Genomic DNA, 15,064 nt, shown 5'->3' on the forward strand with positions numbered 1-15,064 from the left:
AAGAAGGGCGCGGACATCGATCTCGGGGGAATGCTCCGCAGCGAGCTGACCCTCATCGCCTCACAGGGCTACCCCACCGAGATCTTCGAGGTGACCGCGGAACTCGCCGAGCATCAGGACCGCTTCGCCCGACTGATCAGCCACCGGGTGCCGTTCGCCGATGTGGCGAGGGCCTTCCGGCTGGCGCTGACTCCCGGGGCCGCGGAGAAGGTCGTCGTCACCTTCGACGAGCAGGCATGAGCCACCGCCAACGCCACCGTCATCGCAGCAGTTCGATGACGGTGGCGTTGGCGGTGCCGCCGCCCTCGCACATGGTCTGGAGGCCGTAGCGGAGGTTCTCGCGCCGCATGCGGGCCAGCAGCCGTGTCATCAGGATCGCGCCGGAGCCGCCCAGGGGGTGGCCGACGCCGATCGCGCCGCCCAGCGGGTTGAGCCGCTCGGGGTCGGCGCCGGTCTCGGCCAGCCAGGCCAACGGCACCGGTGCGAAGGCCTCGTTGACCTCGTAGACGCCGATGTCGTCGAGGGACAGGCCGGAGCGGCGCAGTACCTTCTCGGTCGCGGGGATCGGGCCCAGCAGCATCGTGATCGGGTCGGCGCCGCTGACCGCTCCGGAGTGGTAGCGGGCGAGGGGGGTGAGGCCGAGTTCTCGGGCGCGTTCCGGGGTGGTGATGAGCAGGGCGGCCGCCCCGTCGGAGATCTGGGAGGAGTTCCCGGCGTGGATCACACCGTCCTCCTTGAACGACGGTGTGAGGCCGGCCAGCGTATCGGGCGAGGTGCCGCGCCTCAGTCCCTCGTCCACGGTGAACTTGGTGCCGTCGACCTCGATGGGCACGGTGTGGTCGTCGAAGACGCCCGCGTCGATCGCCGCGGCGGCCTTCGCATGCGACTCCGAGGCGAACTCGTCGAGGCGGGTGCGGGTGAAACCCCAGCGTTCGGCGATGAGTTCGGCTCCGATGCCCTGGCTGAACTCGAAACCGTCGTAGCGGGCGATCGCGGCGGGGCCGTACGGCTGACCGATGGTCCGGTGCGAGCCGAGTGGCACCCGGCTCATGGTCTCGACGCCACCCGCCACCACGAGGTCGTACTGGCCCGACATCACGGCGTGTGCGGCCTGGTCGACCGCCTGCTGGCTGGAGCCGCAGGCCCGGTTGACGGTGACGGCCGGGACGTGTTCGGGCCAGCCGGCGGCGAGTACGGCGAAGCGACCGACGTTGCTGGACTGGTCGCCGATCTGGGTGACACAGCCCCAGACCACGTCGTCCACCGTGCCGGGGTCGATTCCGGTGCGCTCGACGAGCGCCTTGAGCACCTCGGCCGACAGATCCGCCGCATGTACCGACGCCAGCGTTCCGTTGCGCTTGCCGATCGGGGTGCGTACGGCGTCGACGATGACGGCGTCTCGCATGACAACTCCTTCGTCAGTCAGGTCATTCGGGGAACAGCCCGGTGGCGTCGACTCCCCAGTCCCGGAACACCGCCCGGGTGTCGGCGCCGACGGCCGGTGCCGTGCGGCCGGGACTCGACGGGGTCGCCGAGAAGCGGGGCGCTGCGGCGGGCTGGACCACTCCGTCGCGGGTGAACAGGCTTGCGCGCGCGGCCAGATGAGGGTGGGCGGCGGCCTCCGTAAGGCTCAGGACGGGCGCCACGCAGGCATCCGTGCCCTCGAAGAGCCGCGCCCACTCGTCCCGGGTGCGCTCCGCGAACCGCTTCGTCAGCAGCTGCCGCAGCTCCGGCCAGGTCGAGCGGTCGTGCTGCCGGTCCGGGTCCACGTCCAGGTCGAGCAGTACCACGAGGCTCCGGTAGAACTTGCGCTCCAGTGCCCCGACGGCCATATGGCGGCCGTCCTTGGTCTCGTACACGGCGTAGAAGGGCCAGCCGCCGTCGAAGCGGTTGACGCCCCGCCGGTCGCTCCACTCGTCGCGGGCGAGCTTCGCGAAGGTGCTGGCCAGGAGGTGGGCGGTGCCGTCGACGATGGCCGCGTCGACGACCTGGCCGTGGCCGGTGCGGGCGGCGGCGTGCAGGGCCGCCAGGACGCCGATGACGAGGTAGCAGCCGCCGCCCCCGAAGTCACCGACGAGGTTCAGCGGGATCTGCGGCGGGCCGTCCGCGGCGCCGATGGCGCCGAGCGCGCCGGTCAGCGCGATGTAGGTGATGTCGTGTCCGGAGGCGGCGGCGAGCGGCCCTTCCTGTCCCCAGCCCGTCATGCGGCCGTAGACCAGGCGGGGGTTGCGGGCCAGGCAGTCGTGGGGTCCGAGGCCCAGTCGCTCGGTGACACCCGGACGGAACCCCTCGATCAACACATCGGCCCGCTCGACGAGTTGGAGGAGCGCGGCAGCCGACTCCCGCTGTTTGAGGTCGAGTACGACCGACCGCTTGCCCCGGCCCAGTACATCCGCCGGTCCGCCCGCGTCCGGCTCGTCCGCCCGCCCCGGCCGGTCCACGCGGACGACCTCCGCCCCGAGGTCGGCCAGCAGCATCCCGGCGAACGGGCCCGGTCCGATGCCCCCGAGTTCGACGACCCGGCAGCCGGCGAGCGGTCCCGAGGTCACACTCAACGTCCCTTCCAGACCGGCGCCCGCTTCTGGGCGAAGGCCGCCGCGCCTTCCCGGGCGTCCTGCGACTGGAACACCGGCTCGGCGATGTCGAACTGCCTGCCCCACGCCTCGTCCAGGGACCAGTCGGCGGTGGAGCGGGCGATCTGCTTGGTCGCCGCGACCGCGAGAGGCCCGTTCGCCGCGATGGTCCCGGCGAGTTCCAGGGCGCCTTCGAGTGCGCCGCCCTCGTCGGTGAGGCGGTTGACCAGACCGTACGCGGCGGCACGCTCGGCGTCGATCGGCTGTCCGGTCAGCAGGAGTTCCAGGGCGACGGCGTACGGGATCCGGCGCGGCAGATGGAGGGCGGCGCCCGCGCGGGCGACCAGCGACCGGGTCACCTCGGGCACGCCGAGCCGTGCCGTGCGGGCGGCGACGACCAGGTCGCAGGCCAGCAGGAGTTCGAAGCCGCCGGCCAGGGCCCAGCCCTCGACCGCGGCGATCAACGGCTTGCGCGGCGGGGTCATGCTGATCCCGCACAGGCCGCGGCCCTCGATCGCGGGCGTCTCGCCGCGCAGCCACGCCTTGAGGTCCATCCCCGCCGAGAACGTCCCGCCCGCGCCGGTGAGGACACCCACCCGCAGCTCGTCCGACTCGTCGAGCTCGTCCACCGCGGCCGCGACGCCGGTGGCCACCCCGGCGTCCAGTGCGTTCTTCTTCGCCGGGCGGTTGATCGTGATGACCTGGATCGCGCCACGGCGTTCCACCAGCACCTCGTCGGACACGCCTACCTCCTCTGATCGTGCGACTGATCGCCGGTGACGGCGAATTGGACCAGTTCATGGGCGACCATGCCGTCCAGGTCGTCGGCGGGCGGTGCCGGCAGTTCGGCGGCGCGGTCGCGGGTCGGCAGGAGGACGACGGCTGTACCGGGGGTGGTGATCTCGCCCCGTTGGTTCTCGCACCGCACCTCGATGTGCACCTCGGCCCGCCCGTCCGTCCGCCGCTTGTCGACGACCGTGCCGCGCACCCAGGTGGTGTCGCCCAGGTAGTTGAACTTCCGGTGCTCACAGCGGAGTTTCCACAGCCAGCCGTCGTCGCCGATCCAGTCGGTGAGCAGATGGCAGAGCCAGGTCTCGCGCATGCCTCCGTAGTCATAGGGACCCGGCAACCCCAACTCCCGTGCCCGCTCCGGCTCCCAGTGCAGACGCTGCACGGTGTCGGGCACGTTCAGCGGGTTCGGCGGATACAGGCCGGGCGCCTTGCGCCGGACCTTCGCGGCGATCCCGAACGCCCCGGGCGGGGTGAGCTGCATGCCCCAGCCCAGGTGCCAGACGACCACGTCCGTCGTGGTCAGCGGCCCCTTCACCCGGGGTTGGAGCTCCTCACCGATCTCGACGTCCTCCCAGTGGCGGGGCTCGGCACCGCGACGGGTCTCGGCCGCGTACGCCGCGTCGATCTCGGCGAGTTGCCCCGGGCCGTAGGGCTCCTGGACGAGTCGTTCCTTGGCCCGCTTCTTCGAGGTGTGCCGCTCGGCGTTGATCCAGGTGCCCCGGCGCAGGGCGTGCATCTCGCCGCGCCCGTTGGCGTAGAGGTAGTCGCGGACCACGTGTGCGGTGCGGCCGCCGAACCGGCTGGGCTTGAGGTGGACGCCCACCTGGGTCTGCAACACCCGGCAGCGGTCGCCGAGTTGGAGCGGGCGCCACCACTCGTACTCCATCACCGCCTGGTAGGAACCGAGTCCGGCGAAGGGGTCGCCCCTGAGCAGTGCCCTGGTCTCGGGGTCCGGCGTCGGGGCGGCGTCCTCGCCCATCGTGTACAGGAAGGTGGGTGGTGCGAGGAGTGTTCCCCAGCGGGTGCCGGCCGCGTACTCCGGGTCGCAGTAGAGGGGGTTGTCGTCGCCGTAGCCGTACGCGAAGTGGCGTGCGCCGTCCCAGGTCACCTCGTAGTTGTGCGGGGGGTTGCGCTGGGGCTGGGGGACGCCGAGGCGGCGGCGGGAGCGCTCGACGGCCTCGTCGGTCAGTACGCCGAAGGTCTCGGCGGACTTCTCCTGTGTGTCCGTCATCGTTGGTTCTCCTTGACGCGGTCCTGCGGTTCGATCCTGGCGCGGACGAGGTCCAGCAGCTCCACACGACTGACCTTGCTCGACGGGGTCCGGGGCAGGGCGTCCAGGACGACGATGTGCGCCGGGACCTCGTACGGGGTGAGCCGGGCGCGGCAGAGGGCGACGAGTTCGGCGGTGTCCGGGGCCTGCCGCTGCGGCTCGATCTCGACCGCGGCGACCGGCACCTCGCCCAGCCTCGCGTCCGGGAGCCCCGCCACGGCCGCCTCGCGCACGGCCGGATGCGTCTCCAGTACGCGTTTGACCGTCTCCGGCTGCACCTTGAAGCCGCCGCGGATGATGGCGTCGTCCGCGCGTCCCTCGATCCAGACGAACCGGTCCGCGTCGATGCGGGCGAGATCGCTGGTGCGCGTCCACGCCCCGCCACCCCGGGTGCTCTGCTCGGTCCGCACCTCCAGCCGCCCGGTTCTGCCGACGGGCAGCTCGGCTCCGTCCTCGCCGGTCACCCGTAGTTCCACGCCGTCGAAGGCGCGTCCGGCGCTGCCCGCCTTCCGCTGCCACCAGCGCTCGTGCAGCGGCAGCGTCCAGCCGACCACCGCTCCGGCGAACTCCGTCGCGCCATAGGTCATCAGGACGGGAACGCCGTAGGTCCGCAAGAACGCGTCGGCGAGTTCGGCCGGGCAGGGTGCGGTGCCGGAGGTGATGACCTGCAGGCCGGCCAGCCGCTCCTTCGGCACGCCCGCGTCGAGCACGGCGCGGATGGCCGCCGGCACCAGGCTGGCCGCCTTCAGCCGATGGCGCTCCACCGCGCTCACCCAGGGTTCCACGGCGAACTTGGGCATCAGAAGCATGCGGCGCCCGGTCGCGAGACAGCCGAGCGCCCGCCACAGGCCGCCGATGTGCACGAGGGGTGTGGCCACGAGGGCCGCCGACCGGGACAGCAGTCGCTCCGCCTTCGGGGTCTGGCCGCCGGAGACGAGGGCCTGGTCGAGCTGGCCGATGCGCAGATGGACGCGTTTGGGGGGGCCGGTGGTGCCGGAGGTGAGCATCTCCACGGCGACGCCGGGGTTGACCGGGGCGTCGGCGGGCGCGGTGCCGCCCGCGGGCCGCAGGGTGCCGTCGGTGCCCAGCTCCAGCGCCGCTCCGTGCGCGGTCACCGCTGCCGACACGCCTTCGCGGGACAGGGGTTCGGCACCGGAGACGACGACGGGCAGCTCACACCCGGCGATGTCGTTCGCGAGTCGCGCGGCCGGCTGCAACGGGCTCAGCATCACCAGGCAGCGCCCGGAGGCGAGCACCGCGGCGACGACGGCGACATGCTCGGGCCGGTTCTCGAGGACGACACCGACGCGGGCACCGGTCCGAAGGCCGGCCGCGTCCAGGGCGTCGACGATCTGCCGGGCGGTCTTCTGCACCTGGCCCCATGTCCACCACTCGCCGTCGTGCTCGATCGCCTCGGCGTCGGCGTCCGCCTCTGTCAGCAGCCGGGACAGACGGTCGCGAATTCCCACGTACTCAGCCTTCCGTCGCCGTGGTTGCGGAGATTCCGACCAGGTCGGCCAGCCGCCCCCGGTGCGTCGCCGGGCTGCCGAAGAGCTGCTCGGACGACTTCGCGCGTTTCAGGTGGAGGTGCGCGTCGTGCTCCCACGTGTAGCCGATGCCGCCGTGGATCTGGATGTTCTCCTTGGCCGCGTGGGTGAAGGCGTCCGCGCAGTAGGCCGCGGCGAGGGCGGCGGCCACCGGCAGTTCGCCGGCTCCGCGAACGCCCTCCTCGGCCGCCACGGACAGCGCGTGGTACGCCGCCGACCGGGCGCCCTCCACCTTCATCAGCATGTCGGCGCACTTGTGCTTGATCGCCTGGAACGACCCGATCGGCCGCCCGAACTGCACCCGCACCTTCGCGTACCCGACCGCCGAGTCCAGACAGGCCTGCGCCCCGCCGACCTGTTCGGCGGCGAGCGCCACGACCGCGAGGTCGGTCACCGTGCGCAGATACGCGGTGGCGTCGCCCTCCGGGCCGACCCGCAGCGCCGGTGCGCCGTCGAGGTCGACGCGCGCCAGCCGCCTTGTCGGGTCGAGCGTCTCCAGGCGGGTACGGGAGACTCCGGCCGCCCCGCCGTCCACGGCGAACAGCCCTGGCCCGGCCTGCGCGCGGGCCACGACGAGGAGCAGGTCGGCACGGTGACCGTCGACGACGAACATCTTCGTGCCCGACACACGCCAGCCCGCGTCGTCCCGCACGGCCTCGGCCGTCACGTCCCCGACGTTCCACGACCCGCTCTCCTCGGCCAGCGCCAGCGTGCCGGTCGACGTGCCGTCGGCGATCGCGGGCAGCCAGCGGGCCTTCGCCGTGTCGTCGCCGGACACGGCGAGCGCCTGTCCGGCGAGGGCCACGCTGGCGAAGTACGGCGAGGGCAGCAGGACCCGGCCCAGTTCCTCCAGGACGATCCCCAACTCGACGGGGCCGCCGCCGAAACCACCGTACTTCTGCGGCAACGCGAGCCCGTGGAGGCCGAGTTGGTCGGCCATCCGCCGCCAGAGGCGTGGGTCGTACCCCTCTTCGGACTCCATCGACCGCCGCACCGCATCGCTCGGCGCCTTGTCCGCGAGGAACCGGCGCAGGGTCGACCGGAGTTCCTCGTGCTCCTCGGTGAACGTCAGCGCCACGTCGGTGCCTTCGCGCGGAGGTAGGCGTCGAGGTCCGGGATCAGGGCGCGGTCCACGATCTCGATACGTACGCCGGAGGGATCCAGGTGGTAGGCGAAGAGCGCCGGAGCGCCGTCGACGATCGCACACGCCTCCAGCGGGAATCCCGCCTCCTCCAGCCGCTTGGACGTCGTCGGGACGTCGTCGCAGAAGTAGCCGAGGTGGTGGGTCGCGATGCGTTCGGCCGCCGTCCAGGGGGTTTTGGGGACCTCCTGGACGAGTTCGATGTGCGGTGCGTCGAGCGAGTACGCGTAGCGCAGGTGCAGGGCGTGGTCGCCGTCGGCCAGACGGACCCGTACGTCGCCGGTCATGGTCTCGGTCCAGCGGTAGCCGGCGACCTCGGTCATCCGGGCCTTCCAGGCCTCGATGTCGGGGACCACGATCCCGGTGTGATAGAGGTCCGCCGCGCTGAGGGGAGGGGTCATTCCCGGTCACCACTCCAGACGCAGCGACGTGATGCCGTACATGTTCCCGTGCTGCCACAGCTCCTGGCCCGGGGCGACCCGGTAGTCGGGGATGCGCCGGTGCCACTCCTCGACCGCCACGTTGAGTTCGAGGCGGGCGAGGTGCGAGCCGAGGCAGCGGTGCGGGCCGGAGCCGAAGGCGATGTGGTTGGTGGCCCTGCGGTGCAGGTCCACCTCCAGCGGGTTGTCGTACCGCTCGGGGTCGCGGTTGGCGACCACGATCGGCAGCATCACCATCTCGCCCGCCTTGACCGGGCAGCCGCCGATCTCCACGTCCCGGGTCGCCTTGCGCGCCGGGACGACGGGTGAGTACACGCGGAGGATCTCCTCGACCCCGGTGGGGATGAGCGAGGGGTCGGCGAGGATCTCCGCCCGCTGCTCGGGGTGGGTGGCGAAGTGGTAGAGCGCCCAGCCGACGGAGATCGGGACCGTGTCGAAGCCCGCCTGGAACATCAGGATGCAGAAGGCGTGCATGTCCCGGTCGTCGATCGGTGCGCCGTCGATCGTCCAGGCCATGGCGGTGGAGAGCAGGTCGTCGCGCGGGGTCCTGCGGCGCAGGGCGATCTGTTCCTCGAAGTAGGCCGACACCTCCCGCATGGCGGCCAACTGGCGGGCGCCGTCGGGATCTTCGCGGTGCGAGAGATGCAGCAGCTCGTGAGTCCAGGCGAGGAAGGTGGGCAGGTCCTCCTCCGGCAGGCCCATGAGCCGCATGAAGATCACGGTCGGGAAGCGGCGCGCGAACTCGTCGAGCACGTCCGCGCCGTCGCGGCCCTTCAGCTCGTCGATCATCTCACCCGCCACCCGGCGGACCTCCGCCTCCCGGGCGGCGACGGAGCTCGGCGAGAAGTAACGGCCCAGCAGGCGCCGCCACACGGAGTGCGTGGGCGGGTCCAGCATCTCGGGGATCCACAGGAACTTGGGGTCCGGTTCCAGTACGGTCACCGACGTGCTGGAGAAGGTCCGCCAGTCCTGGAGCGCCTGCTGCACGGCGGGGCCGTCCGTGACGACCCAGTAGCCGCGGGCGACGGTGCTGCGGAAACCGGCGTGGCCGGCGGCCATCTCGTCCCAGCGCTCCTGGTGGCTGAGGACCGGGCCGCCGAGCCGGTTGTCGAAGTGGTAGGCGGGCACTCCGTCATGGGTGCCGTCGGGTTCGAGCGTCGTACTCATCACGGCTCCTCTCTTCGTACGTCCGTCAGGTCGCCGCGCCGTCGATCTTGAGCGCGATGAGCTCGTCCTCGCTCAGGCCGAGGGAGCGCAGGACCTCGTCGGTGTGTTCCGCGAACTGGGGCGCCCGGGTGAGGCCGACCGGCATCTCGTCGAACTGGACGGGGCTCGCGACCAGTTCGCGGTCGACTCCGTCGGCGTCCACGACGGGGGCGATGAGGCCGTTGGCGCGCAGGGCGGGGTCCTGGCCGACCTCCCAGGCGTTCTGCACGGCCGCCCACTGGCCCTCGCCCCGGGAGAGGATCTCGACCCACTCCGCGTAGGGGCGGGAGGCGATGACGTCGGCGACGATCTCGGCGGCCTCGGCGGCGTTCGCCATCAACTTCTCGGTGCTGTCGAAGCGTTCGTCGGCGGCCAGCTCCTCGCGGCCGGCCAGTTTGCAGAACTCCGCCCAGTACCGGCCCGGTTGCAGCATCGACAGCTCGATCCAGCGGCCGTCCGAGGACCGGTAGGCCCCGATGAGCGGGTTGGTGGCCGAGCCGTGCCGGGGCGGGGTGTGCACGGGGAGCGGGCCGCCGGACATCAGTGCCATGTTGACCGTGAACTGCGTCGCCCAGGCGCCGACGCCGACCAACGACACGTCCACGACGGACGGTTCACCGGTCGTGGCACGGGAGTAGAGGGCGGCGGCGATGCCCCCGGCGATGGTCATCCCGCCCATCGCGTCGCCGTAGGCGCCGGCCGGCATCCGGGTCATCCGGTCCGCGCCGGGCGGGGTGACACCGGCGGCGCTTCCGCCGCGCGCCCAGAAGGCCGTGCTGTCGTAGCCCCCCTTGCCCGCCTCCTCGCCGCGCGCACCGAAGCCGCTGCCGCGGACGTAGATGATGTCGGGGTTGATCGCCCGGACGTCCTCCACGTCGATCCGGAGCTTCGCCCGCGCCTCGGGCAGGAAGTTCGTGAGGAACACGTCGCTGCCCCGGATCAGTTCCTCCAGCACGGGGCGCGCGGACGGCTTCTCCAGGGCGAGACCGACGCTGCGTTTCCCGCGGTTGGGCCCCTCCATGATCGGGAAGAACGACGAGCCCTTGCTGACGGCCTCGTACCCGAGCACCCGGACCAACCCCCGCTGGGCGTCGCCCCGTTCGGCGTGCTCGATCTTGATCACGTCGGCGCCCCAGTCGGCGAGCACGGCACCCGCCGCCGGGACGAAGGTGAACTGGGCGACTTCGAGCACCCGCACGCCCTCCATCGGCCTCTGCATCGGACCAACTCCTCCGCGGCTCATCTCCTATTGCGCATACCCAATGCGCCGAGTCTGCCCATGAGTATGGACCGTGAGCCATAAAAAGTATACTGTTTTCGGCATGCTGGATTTCACGATCGAACCCGACTTCCAGGCGAAGCTGGACTGGGCGGCGGCCTTCGTCCGCGAGGAGGTCGAGCCGCTCGACCTCCTCTTCCCGCACGGCGGGGACCCGTACGACACGCGCAACGAGAAGGCCCGCGCGATCCTGCGTCCGCTGCAGCGGCAGGTCCGGGAGCAGGGCCTGTGGGCGTGCCACCTCGGCCCCGATCTGGACGGCCCCGGCTACGGCCAGGTGAAGCTCGCCCTCCTCAACGAGATCCTCGGCCGCTCCTACTGGGCCCCGACGGTGTTCGGCACCGCCGCCCCCGACACCGGGAACGCCGAGATCCTGGCCATGTTCGGCACCGAGGAGCAGAAGGCCCGCTACCTCCGGCCACTGCTGGACGGGGAGATCGTCTCCACGTTCTCCATGACCGAGCCGCAGGCGGGCGCCGACCCCAAGGAGTTCGTCTGCGGCGCCCACCGCGACGGCGACGAGTGGGTCATCGACGGTGAGAAGTGGTTCTCCTCCAACGCCCGGTACGCGGCCTTCCTGATCGTCATGGCCGTCACCGACGCGGACGCGCCGCCACACCGGCGCATGTCGATGTTCATCGTCCCGGCCGAGACACCCGGCATCGAGATCAAGCGCAACGTGGGCACGATGGACGAGCGCGAGAACCTCGACGAGGGCATCCACGCCTACATCCGCTACCACCAGGTGCGCGTCCCGTCGGACGCCATGCTCGGCGGCCCCGGTGAGGGCTTCGAGGTGGCCCAGGCCCGCCTCGGCGGCGGCCGGGTGCATCACGCGATGCGTACGGTGGGCAAGTGCAGCCGCGCCTTCGACATGATGTGCGAGCGCGCGCTGTCCCGGCGTACGCAGGGCACGCCGCTGGCCGACAAGCAGGCGGTGCAGCAGTTCATCGCCGACTCGTGGGTGGAGCTGCAGCAGTTCCGGCTGCTCGTCCTGCACACGGCCTGGATCATCGACACCCAGCCGCACGGCGCCGCCCGCACCCAGATCGCCATGTGCAAGGTGCAGACGGCCAAGGTGCTGCACGACATCATCCAGCGGGCGGTGCATCTGCACGGCTCGCTCGGCACCACGGGCGAACTCCCGCTCGCCAAGTGGTGGATGGCCGCACCGAACCTCGCCCTGGCCGACGGTCCGACCGAGGTGCACCGCACCACGATCGCCAGACAGCTGCTGAAGAACTACCGGCCGGCCGAGGGCCTGTTCCCCAGCGAGCACATCCCGCCCAAGCTGGAGGCGGCCCGCAAGCGGTACGCGCACATCGTCGACGACGACAGCCTGTCGGGTCGGGTGGACGCGTGACGAACGGGCGCGACGACAAGTCCATCGCCCCGGCCGACCTGTTCGACCTGTCCGGCAAGGTCGCGCTGGTCACCGGCGGCAGCCGGGGCCTGGGCCGGGAGATGGTGCGGGCCTTCGCCACCGCCGGCGCCGACGTGGTGATCGCCAGCCGCAAGCTCGACGCGTGCGAGACGGTCGCCGCGGAGGTCCGCGACCTGGGCCGGCGCGCGCTGCCGGTCGCCGCGCACGTGGGGCACTGGGACGACCTCGGCCGCCTCGCCGACGCCGCGTACGAGGCGTTCGGGAAGGTGGACGTCCTGGTCAACAACGCCGGCATGTCACCTCTCGCCCCCTCGTCGGCCGAGACCAGCGAGGAGCTGTTCGACAAGGTGATCGGGGTCAACTTCAAAGGCCCGTTCCGGCTGGCCTCGCTGATCGGGCAGCGGATGTCCGAGGGCGACGGCGGCTCGATCATCAACGTCTCCTCCTCGGGGGCCCTGTTCCCGCAGCCGCGGTTCGGCCCCTACGCCGGCGCCAAGGCCGCTCTCAACACCCTCACGACGGTCTTCGCCCTGGAGTACGGCCCGAAAGTACGCGTCAACACGATCTCGGCCGGACCGTTCCTCACCGACATCTCCAAGGCCTGGACGGAGGAGAAACGCCGGACGACGCGCAGCGCGGCCGGCCGACCGGGGCGGCCGGAGGAGATCATCAGCACGGCGCTGTATCTGGCGAGCGATGCGTCCAGCTACACGACCGGGGCGCTGATCCGGGTGGACGGCGGGCTGTACTAAGGCGGTTCGGCAACGCCCTGAAGGGGCGCGGGACTGTGTCGATGTGCGGCTCCGCCGCGTGGGCGCGACCACCCACGACGACGCCGCAGACGACCGACGGCCTGTCTCAGCTGCTGCGACCCAGCAATTCCGTCGCCTCCGCGAGCAGCACCGGCAGCGCGGGCCGCATGCGCCGGTGCATGTCCGTCAACTCCCCGGCCTTCCGGGCCCGTTTGATCAGCAGAGCTGTCGCGGCGGACTCCTTGTACTTGGTCAGCGCCTCGAACCAGGCCAGGTCGTGCGGGGGTTCGCCCCTGATCTCCTGGTAGGCGTCGATCAGTTCGGCCTTGCCCGGCATCCCGGTCGGCTCGACGGAGGGCGCCGCCGGGTGCCGGGCCTCGTCGGTGAAGAAGGTCAGCCAGGTCAGGTCGACGCGAGGATCGCCGAGCGCCCAGATCTCCCAGTCGATGATCGAGGTGACCGAGTCGCCCTCGCACAGCGTGTTGCCGAGCCGGTAGTCGCCGTGGGTGAACACGGGCATCATCGCGGCGGGCATCGTGGCGTGCAGCCGGTCCGCGACCGCCTCGTAACCGGTGCGCAGGTCCGCGGGAACGGTGGTGAACGCCCGGGTCCAGCGGTCGATCTCGGCGCCGAGGGTGACAACGGGCTCCACGGCCAGGGCGGTGCGCTTGGGGTCCGCGCGGTGCAGATGGGCGAGCATCCGGGCCGCGTCGAGAGCACGGGCCCGTACCTGCCCGGCGGGCACGGTCCCCCGAGGCACGAGCACCGGCTCCAAACAGTCCCCGGGCACCAACTCCATGGCCACAAAAGGCTGTTGAACCGGTGGTTCACCCTTGTCGCAGAACAGCACCTTGGGCACCCGTACCCCCGGCACGCCCGCCAGCACCTGCATGAGCCGCGCCTGGCGCAGCACGTCCCGGTTGCGGACCGGTGCCAGGCCGGGCGGGGCCACCTTGAGGACCACGCGCCCGTACCCGGCCGGGACGCCCGCCAGTGTGGCCACGTAGGTGAGACTCGACGTGCCGCCGGCGAGCGGTTCGACCGACTCCACCGTGGCGTCGGGAGCCCAGCCGCGGAGCACGACAGCCGTACGCTGCGTCAACTCCGCGGTCAGATCGGCATTGTTGGCGATGACGGTCATGTCCCTATCCCTGTCGGCCGACGGCCTGACGGCCGACGGCGGTCAGTGCCTCGACGATGTCGCGGCGGATGAGCTTGCCGGTCGGCGTGCGGGGCAGTTCGGGCCAGCGGGTGATGCGCTCCGGAGTCTTCGAGCCGCGCAACGTGCCGCGCACCTGGGCGCGCAGCGCGTCCGAGTCGATCAGCACACCCTCCCGCAGGACGACCACCGCCTCGATCCGCTGCCCCCACTCCTCGTCCGGGACGCCGACGACCACCGCGTCGAGCACGTCCGGGTGGCCGAGCAGGACGTCCTCGATCTCGGCGGGCGCGATGTTCTCGGCGCCGCGGATGATCGTGTCGTCGGCCCTGCCCTCGATGTGGAGGTAGCCGTCGGCGTCCACGTGCCCCTGGTCGCGGGTGTGGAAAAAGCCCCGCTCGTCGACCGCGGAGCCCTGCCCGGCGTACTCTCCGGACACCTGCTCGCCGCGCACCCAGATCTGGCCGGTCGCGCCGGGGGCCACCACTGCGCCGAACGGGTCACGGACCTCCAACTCGACGCCCGGCACGGGCAGTCCGGCCGACCCGAGCCGGGCGCGCACGACGGGATCGTCGCTCGCCACGGCCGTCCGGTGTTCTTCCGGTCCCAGGACCGTGATCGTGGACGAGGTCTCGGTGAGCCCGTAGGCGTTCACGAAGTCCACGTGCGGCCACTCGCCCAGCGCCGCTTCGATGACCCGCACCGGCATCCGGGCGCCGCCGTAGGCGAGCGCGCGCAGCGTCGGCACCGAGCGGTCCAGTCCGTCGGTGTCCATGATGCGGGCGAGCATCGTCGGCACCACCATGGCGTTGGTGATCCGCTGCTCCCGTACGAGACCGAGCCAGCCGTCCGGTGTGAACTGCTCCAGGGTGAGGGCCCGGCGCCCCGCGTAGAGGTTCGTCAGGACATTCGACACGGCCGCGATGTGGTAAGGCGGCACGCTCACCAGGGCCGCCTCGTCGGGGCCGGCTCCGGCGAACTCCACCGTGCCGAGCACGTACGACACGAGGTTGTGGTGACGCAGGACCACGCCCTTCGGCGCGGAGGTCGTCCCGCTCGTGTAGATCAGGACGGCGGGCGCGTCGGACAGCGCCGGGTCGGCAACGGCGGGTGGCCCGGCGTTCTCCGCCGCCCGGGCCAGCCACTCGGCCGGGCTCCGCACCTCCAGCCCGGCGCGGCGCAGTGCCTCGCCGTGCTCCGGATCCGCGATGCCCAGCGCACGGGGGTGGTTCGCCAGCAGCGCGTCGAGCTGGGCGTCGCCCAGGCGGTAGTTGACCGGTACCAGCGGCACCCCGGCCCGGGCCGCGGCGAACAGCGCGACCGGGAGGGCGGGGCCGTTCACCGCGAGGTACACGATCGCGTCGGCCTCGGCCGCGCGCACCAAGTGCGCCCCGCCGACGGCCAGTTCCCGCAATCGCCGGGCGGTCAGCCCGTCGTCCGTGCGCCCGATGACGACCCGGTCGCCGAATCCCTCGGCGGCCATGTCCAGCAGCATTCCTGTGTTCACGGGCCGCCCGCCCC

13 protein-coding genes and 1 pseudogene are annotated in these 15,064 nt (G+C 71.8%); 3 read left to right on the top strand and 11 right to left on the bottom strand.

Annotated elements, in window-relative coordinates; translation table 11 throughout:
- Positions 1–240: pseudogene (locus ACWC09_RS37715) on the top strand (theronine dehydrogenase); the annotation flags it as partial.
- Between the two features lie 19 nt (positions 241–259).
- Here the strand turns inward: ACWC09_RS37715 and ACWC09_RS37720 are convergent.
- From ACWC09_RS37720 to ACWC09_RS37760, 9 genes are read right to left on the bottom strand one after another with little or no spacing between them, the layout of a single operon-like run.
- Complete coding sequence (locus ACWC09_RS37720) at positions 260–1,405, bottom strand: thiolase family protein (RefSeq protein WP_450855546.1); 1,146 nt, start codon at positions 1,403–1,405, stop codon at positions 260–262.
- Positions 1,406–1,427: 22 nt separating this feature from the next.
- On the bottom strand, positions 1,428–2,549 hold the full coding sequence (locus ACWC09_RS37725; protein WP_450855547.1) for a CaiB/BaiF CoA transferase family protein: 1,122 nt from the start codon (positions 2,547–2,549) through the stop codon (positions 1,428–1,430).
- Between the two features lie 2 nt (positions 2,550–2,551).
- A complete protein-coding gene (locus ACWC09_RS37730) occupies positions 2,552–3,316 on the bottom strand; it encodes a crotonase/enoyl-CoA hydratase family protein (protein ID WP_450855548.1) in 765 nt (254 codons plus the stop codon).
- 2 nt (positions 3,317–3,318) lie between these two features.
- Positions 3,319–4,596 carry an FAS1-like dehydratase domain-containing protein gene (locus tag ACWC09_RS37735; RefSeq protein ID WP_450855549.1) on the bottom strand — a complete coding sequence of 426 codons (1,278 nt, stop codon included), beginning with the start codon at positions 4,594–4,596 and terminating at the stop codon, positions 3,319–3,321.
- The gene (locus ACWC09_RS37740) at positions 4,593–6,104 is read right to left on the bottom strand and encodes a class I adenylate-forming enzyme family protein (RefSeq protein WP_450855550.1); all 1,512 of its coding nucleotides are present in this window, start codon (positions 6,102–6,104) and stop codon (positions 4,593–4,595) included. Before ACWC09_RS37740 ends, ACWC09_RS37735 begins: the two co-directional genes overlap by 4 nt.
- Positions 6,105–6,108: 4 nt before the next feature.
- The gene (locus tag ACWC09_RS37745; RefSeq protein WP_450855551.1) at positions 6,109–7,260 is read right to left on the bottom strand and encodes an acyl-CoA dehydrogenase family protein; all 1,152 of its coding nucleotides are present in this window, start codon (positions 7,258–7,260) and stop codon (positions 6,109–6,111) included.
- Complete coding sequence (locus ACWC09_RS37750) at positions 7,251–7,724, bottom strand: VOC family protein (protein ID WP_450855552.1); 474 nt, start codon at positions 7,722–7,724, stop codon at positions 7,251–7,253. The genes ACWC09_RS37745 and ACWC09_RS37750 overlap by 10 nt, the downstream gene beginning before the upstream one ends.
- Before the next feature lie 6 nt (positions 7,725–7,730).
- On the bottom strand, positions 7,731–8,930 hold the full coding sequence (locus ACWC09_RS37755; RefSeq protein WP_450855553.1) for a cytochrome P450: 1,200 nt from the start codon (positions 8,928–8,930) through the stop codon (positions 7,731–7,733).
- A 25-nt stretch (positions 8,931–8,955) separates the two neighbouring features.
- On the bottom strand, positions 8,956–10,188 hold the full coding sequence (locus tag ACWC09_RS37760; protein WP_450855554.1) for a CaiB/BaiF CoA transferase family protein: 1,233 nt from the start codon (positions 10,186–10,188) through the stop codon (positions 8,956–8,958).
- Between the two features lie 103 nt (positions 10,189–10,291).
- On the opposite strand from ACWC09_RS37760, the gene ACWC09_RS37765 reads away from it, so the two are divergent.
- Positions 10,292–11,611 carry an acyl-CoA dehydrogenase family protein gene (locus ACWC09_RS37765; protein ID WP_450855555.1) on the top strand — a complete coding sequence of 440 codons (1,320 nt, stop codon included), beginning with the start codon at positions 10,292–10,294 and terminating at the stop codon, positions 11,609–11,611.
- Entirely contained in the window at positions 11,608–12,384 is a 777-nt protein-coding gene (locus ACWC09_RS37770; protein WP_450855556.1) for an SDR family NAD(P)-dependent oxidoreductase, read from the top strand. Before ACWC09_RS37765 ends, ACWC09_RS37770 begins: the two co-directional genes overlap by 4 nt.
- Positions 12,385–12,490: 106 nt before the next feature.
- On the opposite strand, the gene ACWC09_RS37775 is transcribed toward ACWC09_RS37770, so the two are convergent.
- Positions 12,491–13,525 (bottom strand): phosphotransferase family protein, encoded by a 1,035-nt coding sequence (locus ACWC09_RS37775; protein WP_450855557.1) that lies wholly within the window; start codon positions 13,523–13,525, stop codon positions 12,491–12,493.
- Positions 13,526–13,529: 4 nt separating this feature from the next.
- Positions 13,530–15,050: a class I adenylate-forming enzyme family protein gene (locus tag ACWC09_RS37780; protein WP_450855558.1), complete on the bottom strand. Its 1,521-nt coding sequence runs from the start codon at positions 15,048–15,050 to the stop codon at positions 13,530–13,532.
- Positions 15,051–15,064: the final 14 nt, after the last annotated feature.

The sequence above is a fragment of the Streptomyces sp. NPDC001617 genome (assembly GCF_053596855.1).